We start from the raw sequence: 17,110 nt of genomic DNA, 5'->3' as shown, positions 1-17,110 counted from the left end.
GCCGTTCTGTGAACCAGAATTGTAGCAAGGCTGGGCCAATGACAGGTTCGGCGGCATTTTGCATGCGGCGGGCATGGGGCGAGAACGCCTCCCGCTCCGGGAAGTCGTTGATCGAAGAGCCTGAGCGGAGCTTGAGGATGACCTCGAGGAACACCTGTGGATTCCTATGTGAATAGCCGCGGAACGACGGGCGACTCGCACCCGCGGCAATTCCGCGCAGGCCTCACACTTGCTGCGTTAGGCGTCGTCTACGGTGACATAGGCACGAGCCCCCTCTATGCCGTCAAGGAGACCTTCAATCCGGCCCACGGGATTCCCCTCGTAGCCGGGAACATCCTTGGCGGCATCTCTGCGATCCTCTGGGCCCTGATGGTGGTCGTTTCACTCAAGTACGTGATCCTCATCATGCGGGCGAACAATAGGGGGGAAGGCGGCATCATGGCACTGCTCGCACTTGCCCTGTCGTCCGTGAAAAAGGTGGGCCGCTCTCCGACGCCGATCTTGATCGTGGGCCTGGTCGGCGCCTCGCTCTTCTATGGTGATGCGGTGCTGACACCTGCCATGTCGGTACTGTCGGCGGTCGAAGGCATCGAGGTGGGCACGACAGCGCTGAAGCCTTATGTCTTGCCGGCTTCCGTGGGCGTGTTGATCGCGCTGTTCCTGTTCCAGCGGCATGGCACCGCGGCCATCGGTGCGCTGTTCGGGCCTGTCATGATCGTGTGGTTTCTCGCCCTGGCCGCCGCGGGCCTCTACGGCATCGCTCAGTATCCCGCTATCCTGGCCGCCCTTGACCCCATGCACGCATTGGGTTTCGTTACGCAGCACGGGTTCGCCTCGTTCGCGGTGCTTGGGGCCGTGCTCCTCGCATTCACGGGTGCCGAGGCGCTCTATGCCGATATGGGGCATTTCGGCAGTGCCCCAATTCGCCTGGCCTGGTTTGGGCTGGTATTCCCGGCCCTTGCGCTCAACTACCTGGGGCAGGGCGCGCTGATCATTGTGAATGCAAAGGCAATCGAGAGCCCCTTCTACCTGCTTTTTCCGTCGTGGGCCCTGTACCCGATGGTTGCACTCGCGACAGCGGCGACAGTGATCGCGTCGCAGGCGACGATTTCGGGCGCCTACTCGCTGACGAAACAGGGAATCCAGTTGGGCTACCTGCCACGCATGAACGTGGTGCAAACATCGGAAACGGCGATCGGTCAGATCTATATACCGACTATCAACGGGATGTTGCTGTTCGCGGTCCTGGTTGCCGTGCTCGGATTCGGGTCTTCGTCGAATCTTGCTTCGGCATATGGGGTGGCAGTAACAGGCACGATGCTGGCGACGACCCTCCTCACCTTCTTTGTGATCCGCTACGGTTGGCGCTACAACCTGCTGCTAAGCCTGGTCGCGACTGGCTTCTTTATTGCGGTGGATGTGGCTTTCCTTTCCTCCAGCCTGTTGAAGATCGGCGAGGGTGGCTGGTTCCCGCTCGTGGTCGGGGCCGGGATGCTGGTCGTGATGCTGACATGGCTTCGTGGCCGGAAAGCCCTGTTGGATCGGCTTCAAAGTACCGACATATCCCTTAAGTTGTTCCTGGATTCGCTATTTCTCTCACTACCGCCGCGTGTGCCCGGGGTAGCGGTGTTCCTCACTGCAACGCCCGATGTAGTGCCGCACGCATTGGTGCATAACCTCAACCACAACAGGGTGCTGCACGAGCGTGTCGTGTTTCTTACCGTGAAGATGACGGATGTGCCATCGGTGCCGGCGGCCGAGTGCGTCGCCGTCGAACCGCTCGGACACGACTGCTACCGGATAACCATGCGCTTTGGCTTCATGAACCGGCCCGACGTTGCGCACGCGTTGACTGCGATGCCTCCAGGGGCTGGTTTGGATTTTGACATCATGGAGACCTCGTTCTTTTTGAGTCGCGAGGCCATCATTCCCGCGGCAGGCGGTCCCAGTGGCATGGCGTTGTGGCGTGAGCATCTGTTTGCCACGATGAGCAGGAATGCCGGCAACGCAGCCGATTACTTCAACATACCGGCAAATCGCGTGATCGAGATTGGCACGCAGATCAAGATCTAGACTGCCGGCGGTACCTCGTTGGTAGAGGACTCCGTGCCCCAGGCGTCCCGTACCTCGGCAGCCAGTTCATCGGCCCGCCCTTGATAGCGTGGCGAAAAATGGAACGGCGTCACCGCGCGTGCACCTATGCTGCGCGCAATCAGCCCGGCCTGGGCGGCGGTCAGGTGGTTCTTGCGCAGGCCGTGTGCCCGGTCGACATCCAGAAACACGCTCTCGATGAAAAGCTGGTCGACACCTTGCATCAGTTGCGACAACGCTTGCACGTTCTCGCTCGTATAGCGCAGGTCGGTCACGTAGCCGATGCGCAGGCCGGGCTCGGCATCCAGGATCAGCCGGCTCAGCTCGCCGACCGTTCGCGCCGACGCGTGATCGCCGCTCCTGTCCCGCCACTGCACAAGGATCGGGGCATCGGCGGCCGCGCCGGTCAGGACCGCATGCTTGAGTTCTCGCAGCCAAGCGCCGGTGGTCAGGCCCGATGCAGCCAGGCGTTCCTCGTTGACGCCGAGCCGGGCTTTTTCCTCCACCAGGTAGGCCAGGCATGGAATCCCGTGGTCGACAAAGCAGGCGCGCACCCGGAACGTCGCTTCGTCGTGCACGATATCGCCGGTCCTGTCGGCGCGCGCTTCGGCCTCCCTGGCAAAGCCGTGCCGGCTGGAAAAGCTGGCGCGCCGCATCTGCCCGTCCAGTCCAAGTTCGGCCACTTCGATGACCAGCTCGGTGGCATAGCGATGCACCACGTTCCAGGTATAGGCAAGCAGCTTGTGCTCGACCTGGGCCAGGAATCCCGGCCCGCCGACCAGCACGATGCGCGGCTTGCGCCCGAGCAGCACCCGCAGCAGCTTGTCGAAGCCAGAGAAATGATCCATGTGCGCATGCGTGACAAACACATGCGACAGGCGCATCAGCTCGCGCGGCATCAGCCGGGCGATGTCGCCCAGGTCGAACAGCAGCGCGCGCCGTTCGTCCAGGAAGTCGACGAACAGCCCCGGGTCGCCAAAGGCATCGTTGACGAGGCGGGCTTCCAGCAAAGGGCGCATGATCAATCGCGGCACGACCGGCACCAAGGCTCAGGCAATGGCGCATGCTGGTCCGGGCTGCCAGTCACCGCCCGGTCAGCTGGCGCAGCAGCTTCTGCACGATCCGCTCATGCTCTTCCAGCGCCGCGTCAAGCGTCTGCGCGCCATAGCTTTCATTGTCCTGCTCGGCCAGCCCGGTCACACGCGTGATGAACAAGGGGGTGTCCGTCGGTGCGGCCTCGGACACGCCCCGGAAGCGGGTCGTCACCATGCCGCCGGACTGCTCCAGCAGGGTGCGGCGGAATACCAGGTCGTTGTCCGCCATCCAGCGCGACCATTCGTCGTGGTCGGTTACCTGCACTGGCCGGTTCTTCTCATCAAGGATATAGAAGCGGCGCCATTGCTGTGCGTCTTGACGAGGCTTCATAGAAGGCCACCTCCGTACGGTTGTGGGCACCCGGGCTCGGCGGGCAACCGTGGCCGGAGTGCCGGAAGCTGGCCGTCTGTGGCGGCAAAGTGCTTTGCAAGAGACTGCCACGCAACGCACGAGCTCAACGTTGCCCTACAGCCAGTCTATTTAACGCCCGCCACAAACTGGAGTAGATTTGAAGAGACAGGCGCGCACAAGGTTGCCACCGGGGTGCCAGCGTGGCTGTCGCCAGGGAGTGGATGCATCATGGACGAAGACACCGTTGTCACCGTTACGGTACAGGACAATGGGCCGTACCGCATAAAGGGTCCCGTCAGGATCGTGACCCCGGCAGGCGCCACCTTCGCTTTCGAAGGCGATCAGGTCTGGTTGTGCCGGTGCGGCCATTCCGAGAACAAGCCTTTCTGCGATGGCTCGCACAAGCGGCAGGGATTCAGCAGCACGCCACAGCCGAAGTCTTGAGCCGCCTGAGATCGAACCAGCTCCAGCACAGCCTGGTTCATGCCAGCGCGCCATTGCGCGCGACGACCCGGCCGGCCGACACCACCAGTTGCCGGACCGGCCTCGCCACGACCGCCTCGGCCACCGTTTGCGCGGCGACCAGCACCAGGTCCGCCCGGTCGCCCGGCGCCAGGCCATAGCGTTGGAAGCCGCATGCGCCGGCGGCCGCGTGCGTCACGCAATCGAGCGCAACCGCGAGTTCATCATCGCGGCGGAAGTTGTTGCGCAGGCCGATCAGCATGGCCCGCTCCAGCATGTCGGGCGAGCCGTAGGGCGTCCAGGTATCGCGGATGCCGTCGTTGCCGCCTGCAATCCTGACACCCGCCGCGCGGCACGCGGCGACCGGCGGCACCGGGCGCGACGGCGGTGCGGTGGTGACGATGACCACCCCAAGGTCGGCGATGCGCCGCAGCAGCGCGTCGCGCTCGCGTTCGGCAATGTCGCCCAGGCAGAAGGCGTGGCTGACGGTGACCATGCCGCGCATGCCCAGCGCGGCAGTGCGTTGCAGGATCAGGTCGAGGGAATAGGCGCCCATGGTGCCGGGCTCGTGCAGATGGATGTCGAGCGGGCGGCCATGGCGCTGCGCGAGGCCGAACAGGACATCCAGCGCGCGCACCGGGTCGCCTTCGATGGCGCACGGGTCCAGCCCGCCGAGGATGTTGGCGCCATCGCGCAGCGCCGCATCCAGCAGGGCATCGGTGCCGGGGCGCCCCAGCACGCCCGACTGCGGGAACGCGACGATCTGCATGTCCATCTGCGCGGACAGCTGGTCGCGCGTGGCAACTACGCCTTGCAGGTGGCGCAGGCCCGCGTCGGTGTCGATGTCGACGTGGGTGCGCAGCCGCGTGGTGCCCGCCGCAAGGAAGGCGCGCGCCAGCACCAGCGATTGCGCGCGGGCATCGTGGCCGGTGGCGGCGCGCCAGCGGCGCTCGTTGTCGATGCGGTCGGTCAGGTTGGGGCCGACCTCATTGCGATACCAGGGCATGCCCCACAGGGTCTTGTCCAGGTGGGTGTGCGCCTCGACCAGGCCGGGAAGCGCCAGCGCGCCGGCGCCGTCCTCGACCTGGCATCCGGCCGGCGCCTCAAGCCCGGCGCCGCTGCTCGCGAACTGGCCGTCTGCGATCAGGATATCGACCTGGTTCCCGGCTGCGAGCCGGACATTGCGGACCAACAGTTGATTCATTGCATCTTCCGTTATTTCAGGATGAAGCCGCCTTCAGGACGGCGGGGCTTGTCTCTCGGCACGGTTCAACGCTGCGGGGCGCGCATGCCGCCCCGCGGCAGGCAGCCGAGCAGCCTGTCGAAGGCCGGCGCGATGTCCTCCTCCGGCACGCAGGCGTACCCCAGCAGCAGGCCTCGCTGCACGGCATCGCCGATGAAATAGCGCGACAGCGGCCGCACCACGATGCCGCGCGCGCGGGCGGCGGCGGTGATGGCCACGTCGTCGGCATCGTCGGGCAGGCGCAGCACCAGGTGCAGGCCGGCATTGCTGCCGTGCTCGTGCAAGGCGCCGGGGCCGAGGTAGCGCTCGATCAACGCGGCCAGGATGGCGCGCCGCCTGGCATACAGCGGCCGCATGCGGCGGATGTGGGCGGCATAGTCGCCGGCCTGCATGAATTCGGCGACGGTCGCCTGCGTCATCAGGTGGCCGGCCCGGTATAGCTCTGCGTGCGCGGTCTGGAAGGCGCCGGCCAGGCTGCGCGGCAATACCAGGTAGCCCATGCGCAAGCCCGGATAGAGCGTCTTGCTGAAGGTGCCGATATAGATCACCGGCGCATCCGGTTCCATACCCTGCAACGACGGAATCGGCTGCCCGGAAAAACGGAATTCGCTGTCGTAGTCGTCTTCCACGATCCAGCTGCCACGCTGGCGGGCGTATTCCAGCAGCGCGCGCCGGCGCTTCAGGCTCATCACGGCGCCGAGCGGGTACTGGTGCGAGGGCGTGACGAAGATAAAGCGCGGCGCGGGCATCTCCCTGCCGGCTTCGGTGTCGGGCAGCGTCAGGCCCTCGTCGTCCACCAGCTTCGGCACCATGCCGATATCGCTGACCTGCAGCACGCCGCGAATGCCCCAATAGCTGGGTTCCTCCACCCACGCCTGGTCGCCGGGCGAGCCCAGCATCCTCACCACCAGGTCGATGGCCTGGTGAATGCCCTCGGTGATCAGCACCTGGTCCGGATCGCAGCGCACCGAGCGCGCCACCCGCAGATGCGCCGCCAGGGCTTCGCGCAACGCCGGCAGCCCACCGCCATGGCTGTAGCTCAGCCACTCCGGGTGCGGGTTGCGCCACACGCGGGCCGAGATCTGGGCATAGCGGCGATGCGGGAAGCGCGTGACGTCGGGCACGCCCGGCATGAAGGCGCCCCATTGCGTGGCCGAGGCCGAGGCATTGGCCAGCAGCCGCTGTCCGCGCGGCGACAGCCCGGGCATGGCCTGCGGCCCGACCTCGGTAGCCGGCACCGCGGCGGCGTTCAGGTAGCGCTCCGGCGCGGTGGCGGCAACGAAGGTGCCGCTGCCGGTGCGCGCGTACAGGTAGCCCTCGGCCAGCAGCTGGTCGTAGGCAAACATCACCGTATTGCGCGACAACCCCAGCTCGGCGGCCAGGTCGCGTTGCGGCGGCAGGCGCGTGGCCGGCGCAAGGCTGCCGTCCTGTATCGCGGCGCGGATGCATTCGTAGAGGCCGCGGTTGAGCGGTTTGCCCAGTGCCGCCGTGCCTTCGGGGCCCAGGCGCTGGAGCAGCTGGTCGCCGCAGATCGATTTCAAATTGGCACCATCGGAATTGCGAAAGCGGTACTGGATTATAGGGCCAAGGCCGGTTGAAATGGCTGGCATCGCTGGGCCCCTGCCAGCGGTGCCCGTTTCGCGAGTCGGCCGGTGCCGACAGTCCTTACCGCACAAAGACCATGAAAAACCTCGAACTGAACCAACGCCGTACCCTCGCGACGCCGCGCGGCGTGGGCGTGATGTGCGATTTCTACGCCGACCGCGCCGAGAACGCCACGCTGTGGGATGTGGAAGGCCGTGCCTACACGGACTTCGCCGCCGGCATCGCCGTGCTCAACACGGGCCACCGCCACCCGCGCGTGATGCAGGCCATCGCCGCGCAGCTGGAGCGTTTCACGCATACCGCTTACCAGATCGTGCCCTACCAGGGCTATGTCACGCTGGCCGAGCGCATCAACGCGCTGGTGCCGATCCAGGGCCTGAACAAGACGGCCCTGTTCACCACCGGCGCAGAGGCCGTTGAGAACGCCATCAAGATCGCCCGTGCGCATACCGGCCGCCCCGGCGTGATCGCTTTCTCTGGCGCCTTCCATGGCCGCACGCTGCTGGGCATGGCGCTGACCGGCAAGGTGGCGCCGTACAAGATCGGGTTTGGCCCGTTCCCCTCCGACATCTATCACGCCCCGTTCCCCAGCGCGCTGCATGGCGTCAGCACTGAGCGGGCGCTGCAGGCGCTTGAAGGCCTGTTCAAGACCGATATCGATCCGGGCCGCGTGGCCGCGATCATCGTTGAGCCGGTGCAAGGCGAAGGCGGCTTCCAGGCGGCGCCGGCCGATTTCATGCGGGGCCTGCGGGCGGTGTGCGACCAGCACGGCATCGTGCTGATCGCCGATGAAGTGCAGACCGGCTTTGGCCGTACCGGCAAGATGTTCGCGATGTCGCACTATGACGTGGAGCCGGACCTGATCACCATGGCCAAGAGCCTGGCCGGCGGCATGCCGCTGTCGGCGGTCAGCGGCCGGGCCGCGATCATGGATGCGCCGCTGCCCGGCGGCCTCGGTGGCACCTATGCCGGCAATCCGCTGGCGGTGGCCGCAGCGCACGCGGTCATCGACGTCATTGAGGAAGAAAGGCTGTGCGAGCGCTCCGCCAGCCTTGGCCAGCAGTTGCGCGAGCACCTGCTGGCGCAGCGCAAGCACTGCCCCGCAGTGGCCGAGGTGCGCGGGCTGGGTTCGATGGTCGCCGCCGAATTCTGCGATCCCGCCACGGGCCAGCCCAGCGCCGAGCATGCCAAGCGCGTACAGGCCCGCGCGCTGGAGGCCGGCCTGGTGCTGCTGACCTGCGGCACCTACGGCAATGTCATCCGCTTCCTCTATCCGCTCACCATCCCGCAGGCGCAGTTCGACGCGGCGCTGGCGGTGCTGGCACAGGCGCTGGCCGAATAAGGGGAACACATGGAACTCCAACATACCGCGCTGTTGCGCAGCCATTGCCTGATCGACGGCGAATGGACCGGGGCGCAAAGCGGCGCAGAACTCGCCGTCTTCAACCCGGCGACTCAAGAACGGATCGGCTCGGTGCCCCTGGCCGGCGCGGCTGAAGCCGAACAGGCGGTGCGCGCCGCCGAGCGTGCGCTGCCGGCGTGGCGCGCGCAGACGGGCAAGGCGCGCGCCGCCGTGCTGCGCCGCTGGGCCGACCTGATGCTGGCGCACCAGGAAGACCTGGCCCGGCTGATGACCGCCGAGCAAGGCAAGCCGCTCGCCGAGGCGCGTGGCGAGGTGGCCTACGCCGCGAGCTTCCTCGAGTGGTTTGGCGAGGAAGCCAAGCGGGTCGATGGCGAGGTGCTGGCCAGCCCGCGCAGCAGCCAGAAGATGCTGGTGCTGCGCGAGCCGGTGGGCGTGTGCGCGGCCATTACGCCGTGGAACTTCCCCGCGGCGATGATCACGCGCAAGGTCGGCCCGGCGCTCGCCGCCGGCTGCACCATCATCGTCAAGCCCGCCGAACAGACGCCGCTCACGGCACTGGCGCTGGCCGTGCTGGGCGAACAGGCCGGCGTGCCGCGTGGCGTGCTGCAGGTGGTGACCGGCGACGCCGTGCAGATCGGCGGCGTGCTCTGCGCCAGCCCGGTGGTGCGCAAGCTCAGCTTTACCGGCTCGACCGCGATCGGCAAGCTGCTGATGGCGCAGTGCGCCGGCACCGTGAAGAAGCTCTCGCTGGAACTGGGTGGCAACGCGCCGCTGATCATCTTCGACGACGCGGACCTGGATCGCGCGGTCGAGGGCATCCTTGCCTCCAAGTTCCGCAACAGCGGCCAGACCTGTGTCTGCGCCAACCGCATCTATGTGCACGACCGCGTCTACGACGAGGTCGCGCGCCGGCTGGTCAGCGCGGTCGAACAGCTGCGGCCCGGCCATGGCGTCGACAGCGGGGTCACGCAAGGCCCGCTCATCGACGCCGATGCGGTGGCCAAGGTCGAAGCGCATATCGCCGATGCGCTCGCGCACGGCGCCACGGTGCTGACGGGCGGCCAGCGCCATGCGCTCGGCGGCACCTTCTTCGCGCCGACGGTGCTGGCCAATGCGACTGCGTCGATGCGGGTCGCGCGCGAGGAGACCTTCGGCCCGCTGGCACCGCTGTTCCGCTTCACCAGCGAAGCCGAAGTGGTGGCAATGGCCAACGATACCGAATCGGGGCTGGCCGCTTACTTCTTCTCGCGCGACATGGCGAAGATCTGGCGCGTGGCGCAGGCGCTCGAGTACGGCATGGTCGGCATCAATACCGGGCTGATCTCCAACGAGGTGGCGCCGTTCGGCGGCGTCAAGCAATCGGGGCTGGGCCGCGAAGGCTCACGCCATGGCATCGACGAGTATCTGGAGACGAAGTACCTCTGCATGGAAGTCGAATAACAGCAATGGGGTAAAGCACACCCCACCACCAGGGCGGGGCATGGCGCACCCACGCAGTGCGCTGGCCCCATGGAGACAAGACAGTCCGGCAAATGCCGGTGCCAGGTGGGCGATGGCGGTGCAAGACCTGCGCAAACTTCCAGGAAAGGGAAGGGGGCGGACAGGACGCGCGCCGGGATCGGCCCAACGCCAATGGCACGCATATTGCGGACTGAGAAGTGCCATCCGTTGCTATCAGCGGATGCCATTTCTTCTATCGATGAGGGTACAAAGATGCGTTCCACTGCTATCCGCAGCCTGCTTGCAGTCACCATGCTGGCGGCCTCTTCACTGGCACTTGCGCAAGGCGCCCGCGACTGGCCCAGCCAGCCGGTGCGTATTGTCGTGCCGTTCCAGGCCGGCTCGGCCACCGACCTGATCTCGCGGCAGATCGGCATCGGGCTCGGCAAGGAATACGGCCAGACCTTCGTGGTTGAAAACCGGCCGGGCGCCGCCGCGATGATCGGCAGCGAGGTGGCCGCGCGCGCGCCGGCCGATGGCTATACGCTGCTGATGTCCGGGCCGGCGTCGATGGTGACCAACCGGTTCCTGTACAAGAAGCTCAGCTATGACCCGGATGCGTTCGAGAAGGTGGCGGTGGTCGCGGTCACGCCGAATATCCTGTTGTCCAACCCGTCGCTGCCGTTCAAGACGCTGCCCGAGATGGTCGCTTATGCCAAGGCCAATCCGGGCAAGCTGACCTATGCCTCGTTCGGTGCCGGCACCACTTCGCATATCGCCGGGGAGATGCTGAAGGCCGCGGCCGGCATCGATATCGTCCATGTGCCGTACAAGGGCGCGGGCGAAGCGATCCCGGCGTTGCTGTCGGGCCAGGTGTCGATGTATTTTGACACCATCATGACCGGCCTGCCGTATGTGAAGGCAGGCAAGCTGCGCGCGCTCGGCATGTCCACCGCAAAGCGCTCGCCCAACGCGCCGGAGATTCCGACGATTGCCGAGCAGGGTTATGCCGGCTTCGATATCGCGCCCTGGTATGGCATTGTCGCGCCCAAGGGCACGCCGGCCGACGTGGTCAGCAAGCTCAATGTCTCGATCAACAAGCTGCTCAAGGCCCCGGAATTCCGCGAGCGCCTGGCTGCCACCGGCGCCGAGCCGCGCGGCGGCAGCGTCGGCGATTTCAGCGCGATGGTCAGCGCGGAGATCCCGCGCACCGAAAAGCTGGTCAAGCAATCCGGCGTGACGCTGCAATAAGCCGCGTGCAGCAACCCTGGGGCGCCGCCCGCGCGCCCTTTTACCTGTTCTGAATGGAGTTCCCGATGTTGCCTTTCGACTGGACCTTTCCCTACCCGTCGCAAAAGATGCCGCTGCTGGCCGCCAACGCGGTCAGCACCAGCCAGCCGCTCGCCGCGCAGGCGGGGCTGCGCATGCTGTACGAAGGCGGCAATGCCATCGACAGCGCCATTGCCAGCGCGATTGCGCTGACCGTGGTGGAGCCGGTCATGAACGGCATTGGCGGGGACATGTTCGCGCTGGTCTGGCACGAGGGGCAGCTGTACGGGCTCAACTCCAGCGGCCGGGCGCCGGCGCGCTGGACCCTGGATCATTTCGCCGGCCACGACAGCATGCCCCAGGTGGGCTGGGATACGGTCACCGTGCCGGGCCAGGTCGCGGGCTGGAAGGCGCTGTCGGCCCGCTTCGGCAAGCTGCCGTTCGCGCGGCTGTTTGCTCCGGCCATCGAGTACGCTGAACAGGGTTTCCTGGTGTCGCCGCAGATCGCACGGCAATGGGCCGCGCAGGTGCCGGTGCTGGCCGGCCAGCCTGGCTTTGCCAAGGCGTTCCTGCGCGACGGCAGGGCGCCTCAGGCGGGCGAGCGCTGGCGCTTCCCGGAGCAGGCCGCCACGCTGCAGCGCATTGCCGAGAGCGATGGCGCAAGCTTCTACACGGGTGAACTCGCCGTGCGCATCGTCGCGTTCGCCGAGGAAACCGGAGGCGCCATCCGCGCCGACGACCTGGCCGCGCATCGCGCCGCCTGGGTCCAGCCGATGGCGCAGCAGTTCCGCGGCTACACGCTCCATGAAATTCCCCCGAACGGCCAGGGCATCGCCGCGCTGATCGGCCTTGGCATCCTGGACCGCTTCGACGTGGAAAGCATGGGCTGCGACAGCGCCGGCTTCTATCACGCCAGCATCGAGGCGATGAAGCTGGCCTTCGCCGACCTGCACCGCCACGTGTCGGACCCGTCCACCATGCAGCACGCACCCGCCGCCTTCCTGGATCCGGCCTATCTTGCAGAGCGCGCGGCGCTGATCGATATGAAACGCGCCGGCACACCCACCGCTGGCGTCCCGAAGAGCGGCGGCACCGTCTACCTGTCCAGCGCGGATGCCGCGGGTTCGATGGTGTCGTATATCCAGTCCAACTACCGCGGCTTTGGCTCCGGCGTGGTGGTGCCCGGCACCGGCATCGCGCTGCATAACCGCGGCGCGGGCTTCAACCTGAAGCCCGGCCACGCCAACTGCGTGGCGCCGGGCAAGCAGCCGATGCACACCATCATCCCGGGCTTCGTCACCCGCAATGGCGAGCCGGTGATGTCATTCGGCGTGATGGGCGGCTCGATGCAGGCGCAGGGTCATGTGCAGATGATGGCGCGGCTTGCTGCCTTCGGCCAGAATCCGCAGGCCATGAGCGATGCCCCGCGCTTCCGCGTGGAGCACGGGCCGGTGGTGAATGTCGAGGCGCATCTGCCGCCGGACGTGGTCTCCACGCTGCGCGGCATGGGCCATCGCGTTGAAGTGGCCCCGCGCGACAGCCTGGAGTTCGGCTCGGCGCAGCTCATCTACAAGGCGCCGGACGGCTATATCGCGGCGTCGGACTCGCGGCGCGACGGGCAGGCAGTGGGGTTTTAAGCGGGCGCGGGCGTTGCGGGGCAACCCAGCCGCGCCGGCGTCGATGGCTGGGTCAGCTCAGCTTAATCTGTGCCTCGCGAATCAGCGCGCCCCATCTGGCGTGCTCCGCGCGGATATGCGCGGCGAATGCGGCGGGCGGCGTCGGGGTCGCGATGCTGCCTTCCTGCTTCAGCCGTTGCTGGACATCTGGCCGGTTCATGACCTGGAGGGTTGCTGCCGCGAGCTTTGCTGTCACCTCGGCCGGCAGGCCCGCCGGCGCAACCAGGCCGAGCCAGGTTGTTGCCTCGAAGCCCGCGAAGCCCTGTTCCGCGACGGTGGGAACGGCTGGCAGCGCGGACAGGCGCTGCGCCGAGGTCACCGCCAGCGCGCGGATCTTGCCGGCAGCAAGCTGAGGCATGACCGACACCGTGTTGCCGAAGCAGGCAGCCACCTGGCCGCCAAGCAGGTCGTTCATGGCCGGGCCCGCTCCCTTGTAAGGCACTTGCATAAGGCGCACGCCGGCCCGCCGCGCCAGCATTTCTCCCGCCAGGTGTGCGACCGTGCCGTTGCCCGGCTGGGCAATGCCGGTCTCGCCGCTGCGCGCTTTTGCTGCCTGGATGAAGTCGGCGAGCGTGCGCAGCGGGGAGTCCTGCCGCACGACCAGCACCACCGGCTGTGCCGCGACGCCGGCAATGGGCGTGAAGTCCTTCAGCGGATCGAACGGCATCTTCGGGTAGAGCCCGGGATTGATGGCGAGATTGGCAGCCTGGCCCATGCCGATGGTGTAGCCGTCCGGCGCGGCCTTGGCCACCATGTCCAGGCCGATGTTGCCGCCGGCGCCGGGCTTGTTGTCGATCACTACGGTCCAGCGCTCGAGCGTTGCCAGCTTCTCGGCGATCAGCCGCGAGGTGGCATCGGTGCCGCCCCCGGGCGGGAAGGGCACCACCAGCCGGACAGGCTTCTGCGGCCAGGGACCTTGCGCCCGGACCAAGCCGGAGGCGGCCAGCGTCATCGCTGCGCCGGCCTGGATAAACTGACGTCGTTGCATCGTTGTCTCCGTAATCTTTGTTGTGAGGCCATGACGTAAGGCGAAGGCCCGTCAGACCGGCAGCCCCTTGGCCCGCAGCGTGGCATCGAAGCGCTCCGGATCCGACGTTCCCGTGGCATTGCCGGCGCGGATCTTTGCTTCCTTCTCCAGGTGGGCGCGCGTGCGCGCGAGGATCTCGGCGGCCTGCGCTGCCGGCACCGCGATCACGCCGTCCGCATCGCCCACGATCAGGTCTCCCGGCATCACGGCCATGCCCGCGCAGGTGATCGGCACGTTGATCTCCCCGGGACCGTCCTTGGTCGGGCCGCGATGGGTATTGCCGCGCGCGAAGAGGGGCATGCCGTCTTCCGCCCATTCCAGCACGTCGCGGATCGCGCCGTCGATCACCAGGCCGGCAAGCCGTTTTGCCACGCAGGTGGTGCGCATCAGTCCGCCCACCAGCGCCTGGGTGACATCGCCTGCGCCGTCGATGACGAGCACGTCGCCCGGGCGGACCATCATCAGGGCCTTGTGGATCATCAGGTTGTCGCCCGGGCGCACGCGCACGGTAACGGCCGGGCCGCACAGCACTGCCTCTGGCCGCCGATGGTAGGGACGCAGGCCGATCGTGCCGATCTGGCGGCTCATGGCGTCCCCGATGGCCGGCACCGGCAGCTCGCGGAATGCCGCGATCAGCGGGGCCGGAAAGCCGTCGGCACAGGGGGTGATGCGGTATCCCGCCGGCCATGACAGGGCCGTGGCTTGCTCGGTGTGCATGGGTATCTCTCTGGAAAGCTGGGTGGGAAGAGTGGCAGCCAGCCGCTATGCGATGCGCTGGTCCAGCCCGGCAAGCACGCCGGGATTCACGCACAAGGCCGGCGCGGGCGGCGTCCCTTGCAGGTAGCCGAGCACATTGCGCACGGCATCGCTGGCCATGGCCGCCAGCGCCGTCGGCGTGGAGCCGCCGACATGCGGCGTCAGCACGACGTTGCCGAGCGTGAGCAGCGGGCTGCCTGCCGGCAGCGGCTCGACGGCCATCGTGTCGAGGCCTGCGGCATGGAGCTGCCCGCCGCGCAAGGCGGCAACTAGGGCTGCTTCGTCGACGAGCTCGCCACGGGCCGTGTTGATCAGGATGGCGCCATGCCGCATGCATGCAAGCTGGGCGGGGCCGATCATCGCGCGCGTGTGCTGGTTCAGGGGAGCGTGCAGGCTGACCACATCGCTCACGGCAAGCAATGCTTCCAGCGTGTCGAAACGGGTGGCGCCGGCGGCCGGCACCGCAGTGCTGGCCAGGGCGGGATCAAAGGCCGCGACCTGCATGCCCAGCGCCAGGCAGACGCGCGCCACGCGTTGCGCGACCTGCCCGAATCCGACCAGGCCGATGGTGCGCCCATGCAGTTCCACCCCATCCTGCGCGCGCGTCCACCGGCCCGCGCGCAACTCGCTATCCATCCACGTCACACGCCTGGCGGCGGCGAACATCAGGCCAAGCGTGAGTTCCGCCACCGACTGGGCATTCGCGCCGGGCGTCACATAGACGGGAATGCCACGCTTGGTGGCCGCGCCGACATCGATGTTGCTGACGCCCACGCCATGCTTGGAGATCACCTTCAGCGTGGGGCAGGCGTCGATGGCGGCACCGGTCAGATCCACGGTGCGCGAGATCACCGCGTCTACCGGCAGTGTGCCGAGCAGGTGATGCAGCTCCTGCGAGTCATCGGGGTTGACCAGGCAGTGCAAGCTGGCGTTGGCGGCTTCCAGCAGGCGGACGCCGGCATCGGCAAGGCGGGGCGCGGTAACAAGGACGGTGTAGGGCATGGCTGCGATCGGTTTGGTATGGGGCCATTCTTGTCCCGCCAGTCAGATGCCGTCCAGCTTATAATTTTTCTTATTCGATAAATATAAGTAATCAGTCGTGCTTGCCCGACTTCCCGACCACCCGATGCGGAGTGCCGGTATGGATTTGCGTGACCTCAAGTACTTTCTTGCCGTGGCGAATGCCGGCAACTTCCGCCGTGCGGCCGAGCTGGTGCACCGTAGCCAGCCAACCCTGACCAAGGCGGTGGACCGGCTCGAAGCCTCGCTGGGCGCGGCACTGTTCGAACGCGACGGCAGGGGACAGAAGCTGAGCGCGGCAGGGACCGCGCTGCGCGCCCGGGCCGCCGGCCTGTTGCAGGAGGCGGAGCTGGTGCGTGATGAAGTCGGGGCCATTGCCCGGGGCGTTGCGGGTACGGTGAGACTGGGGAGCGGGCCGCTCGGCGCGGAATACCTGTTGCCGCCGATCTGCAGAATGCTGCTGCGCGAAGCTCCCAACGTGGTGCTGCAACTGAGTATTCGCAACAACTACGAGCTACGCGGCGATCTTCGGGAAGGGCGCGTGGACGTGATTCTCGGCTTCGTGCCGGAACAGGAAGACGAGTTTCACTGCGAGACGCTGCTGAAAGACACCGTGGTCGTAGCAGCAGTCAGGGGGCATCCGATCTTCCGGGTGCGCAAGCCGGGGCTGGAAGCGCTGACCGGATATCGTTGGGCCCTGCCCAATCGCGCCGTCCCCAGCCGGACCTGGCTCGACCACACGCTGGAGTCGCGCAGCCTGCCGCGGCCCGTGGTGCAGATCGAGACCAACTCGATCCCGCTGATTCCCCGTGTGGTCGCCGATACCGAGCTGCTGACCTTTGTCTCGCGCCGCACCCTGCGCGCCAGTGGTGGCGAGCTGGTGGAAGTGCCTTTGCCCGCTGCCACGCTAGTGCGGAACTTCGGCATCACGTTTCGCAAGGACCAGCCGCTTTCGCCCGTGGCAGACCGGCTGATCGGCCTGCTGCATGATTTTGGCAAGACGCTCTTCGACCAACTCCACTGAGGCGTGCGGCTAGCGCGGTCCACGGCGCCTGCGTGGACCGCGGGGCCCGTCACCGCGGCGCAGGCTGGGGCTGGCTGGCAGGCGTGGCCGCGGCGGGCTTCCTGTTGTCAGTGCCGCTATATGAAAAGTACCTCGCCTTCGCGCCCCTGGCCCAGTACGCCACGGTGAAGTGCTTGCTGTCGCGCCCATAGAGCAGTTCCAGGCTGCCATTGGCGGCGGCCCACTCGGCATAGCCATTCTCCGCCGCGCCTTCGGTCTTGCGCAGGGACGCATAGCGCTCGTCGAGCTTCTTGCGCACCTCATCCAGCGCCGTGCGCTCGAACGTCATCGTGATCAGCGCCACGGTGTCCTGCGCATCGCAGTTCAGGATCACGCGCGTCAGGCCCGGGAGGTGGAAGCGCTCCAGGTGCCTGAGCTCAACGGCGTCGCCACCGGCCCACTCGGACTTGCCGGTCCTGGCGTGATTCTGCGGCGGCGCCAGGCGAGAGCACCTGGCCTTGCCCAGCTCCAGTCCCAGCGGTGCCGCGGTGTTGCCGGCTGCGTCAGGCTGGGCAGGGGATGCGGCATGGATCGAAACGGATGCCAGCAGGGCGGCGCAGAGCAGGGCGGCCTGCTTCAGGTTCAGGCGGGAAAGTGCTTTCACGGTCTTGAGGGAAGTTGTCAGCCGGGGATTCTACGGCTTTCTTGC

The 17,110-nt window shown here is 67.0% G+C and carries 15 protein-coding genes; 7 read left to right on the top strand and 8 right to left on the bottom strand.

The genetic code is table 11. The features are described 5' to 3' along the window. Positions 1-156: 156 nt before the first annotated feature. A complete protein-coding gene (locus CF68_RS34265; RefSeq protein ID WP_035827826.1) occupies positions 157-2,073 on the top strand; it encodes a potassium transporter Kup in 1,917 nt (638 codons plus the stop codon). Here CF68_RS34265 and CF68_RS34260 read toward each other — a convergent pair. Together CF68_RS34260 and CF68_RS34255 are read right to left on the bottom strand one after the other, a co-directional pair. Next, complete coding sequence (locus CF68_RS34260) at positions 2,070-3,110, bottom strand: MBL fold metallo-hydrolase (protein ID WP_035827854.1); 1,041 nt, start codon at positions 3,108-3,110, stop codon at positions 2,070-2,072. The two genes, CF68_RS34265 and CF68_RS34260, sit on opposite strands and share 4 nt — an antisense overlap. A gap of 64 nt (positions 3,111-3,174) precedes the next feature. Continuing rightward, positions 3,175-3,516: a hypothetical protein gene (locus CF68_RS34255; protein ID WP_035827825.1), complete on the bottom strand. Its 342-nt coding sequence runs from the start codon at positions 3,514-3,516 to the stop codon at positions 3,175-3,177. Between the two features lie 249 nt (positions 3,517-3,765). Here CF68_RS34255 and CF68_RS34250 point away from each other — a divergent pair, with 249 nt between their 5' ends. Beyond that, positions 3,766-3,981, top strand: a complete 216-nt coding sequence (locus CF68_RS34250) for a CDGSH iron-sulfur domain-containing protein (protein ID WP_035827823.1) — start codon at positions 3,766-3,768, stop codon at positions 3,979-3,981. A 37-nt stretch (positions 3,982-4,018) separates the two neighbouring features. Here CF68_RS34250 and CF68_RS34245 read toward each other — a convergent pair whose 3' ends face one another. Continuing rightward, positions 4,019-5,203 (bottom strand): amidohydrolase family protein, encoded by a 1,185-nt coding sequence (locus CF68_RS34245; RefSeq protein ID WP_035827822.1) that lies wholly within the window; start codon positions 5,201-5,203, stop codon positions 4,019-4,021. A 65-nt stretch (positions 5,204-5,268) separates the two neighbouring features. Continuing rightward, positions 5,269-6,783: a PLP-dependent aminotransferase family protein gene (locus CF68_RS34240; protein ID WP_035827818.1), complete on the bottom strand. Its 1,515-nt coding sequence runs from the start codon at positions 6,781-6,783 to the stop codon at positions 5,269-5,271. 140 nt (positions 6,784-6,923) lie between these two features. On the opposite strand from CF68_RS34240, the gene CF68_RS34235 reads away from it, so the two are divergent. From CF68_RS34235 to CF68_RS34220, 4 genes are all read left to right on the top strand, one after another. After that, positions 6,924-8,189 carry a 4-aminobutyrate--2-oxoglutarate transaminase gene (locus CF68_RS34235; RefSeq protein WP_035827816.1) on the top strand — a complete coding sequence of 422 codons (1,266 nt, stop codon included), beginning with the start codon at positions 6,924-6,926 and terminating at the stop codon, positions 8,187-8,189. A 9-nt stretch (positions 8,190-8,198) separates the two neighbouring features. Continuing rightward, positions 8,199-9,650: an NAD-dependent succinate-semialdehyde dehydrogenase gene (locus CF68_RS34230; protein ID WP_035827814.1), complete on the top strand. Its 1,452-nt coding sequence runs from the start codon at positions 8,199-8,201 to the stop codon at positions 9,648-9,650. Between the two features lie 273 nt (positions 9,651-9,923). Then, the gene (locus CF68_RS34225; protein WP_035827812.1) at positions 9,924-10,901 is read left to right on the top strand and encodes a tripartite tricarboxylate transporter substrate binding protein; all 978 of its coding nucleotides are present in this window, start codon (positions 9,924-9,926) and stop codon (positions 10,899-10,901) included. A 65-nt stretch (positions 10,902-10,966) separates the two neighbouring features. Beyond that, positions 10,967-12,556, top strand: a complete 1,590-nt coding sequence (locus tag CF68_RS34220) for a gamma-glutamyltransferase family protein (protein WP_035827809.1) — start codon at positions 10,967-10,969, stop codon at positions 12,554-12,556. A gap of 52 nt (positions 12,557-12,608) precedes the next feature. On the opposite strand, the gene CF68_RS34215 is transcribed toward CF68_RS34220, so the two are convergent. The 3 genes from CF68_RS34215 to CF68_RS34205 are packed head-to-tail and all read right to left on the bottom strand — an operon-like array spanning position 12,609 to position 15,380. After that, positions 12,609-13,583 (bottom strand): tripartite tricarboxylate transporter substrate binding protein, encoded by a 975-nt coding sequence (locus CF68_RS34215; protein WP_035827807.1) that lies wholly within the window; start codon positions 13,581-13,583, stop codon positions 12,609-12,611. Positions 13,584-13,634: 51 nt separating this feature from the next. Beyond that, positions 13,635-14,339: an RraA family protein gene (locus CF68_RS34210; RefSeq protein WP_035827805.1), complete on the bottom strand. Its 705-nt coding sequence runs from the start codon at positions 14,337-14,339 to the stop codon at positions 13,635-13,637. Between the two features lie 45 nt (positions 14,340-14,384). Continuing rightward, the gene (locus CF68_RS34205) at positions 14,385-15,380 is read right to left on the bottom strand and encodes a hydroxyacid dehydrogenase (protein WP_035827802.1); all 996 of its coding nucleotides are present in this window, start codon (positions 15,378-15,380) and stop codon (positions 14,385-14,387) included. A 97-nt stretch (positions 15,381-15,477) separates the two neighbouring features. On the opposite strand from CF68_RS34205, the gene CF68_RS34200 reads away from it, so the two are divergent. Further along, positions 15,478-16,422, top strand: coding sequence for a LysR family transcriptional regulator (locus CF68_RS34200; RefSeq protein ID WP_152548606.1), 945 nt, complete (start codon positions 15,478-15,480; stop codon positions 16,420-16,422). A gap of 49 nt (positions 16,423-16,471) precedes the next feature. Here the strand turns inward: CF68_RS34200 and CF68_RS34195 are convergent, their stop codons facing one another. Then, positions 16,472-17,065: a hypothetical protein gene (locus tag CF68_RS34195; RefSeq protein WP_035827797.1), complete on the bottom strand. Its 594-nt coding sequence runs from the start codon at positions 17,063-17,065 to the stop codon at positions 16,472-16,474. Positions 17,066-17,110: the final 45 nt, after the last annotated feature.

Origin of the sequence: Cupriavidus sp. SK-4 (genome assembly GCF_000611125.1) — a bacterium.
Taxonomy (GTDB): domain Bacteria; phylum Pseudomonadota; class Gammaproteobacteria; order Burkholderiales; family Burkholderiaceae; genus Cupriavidus; species Cupriavidus necator.
Note: the sequence above shows the minus strand (reverse complement) of the source record. Positions and strands in the feature narration are given on the sequence as shown.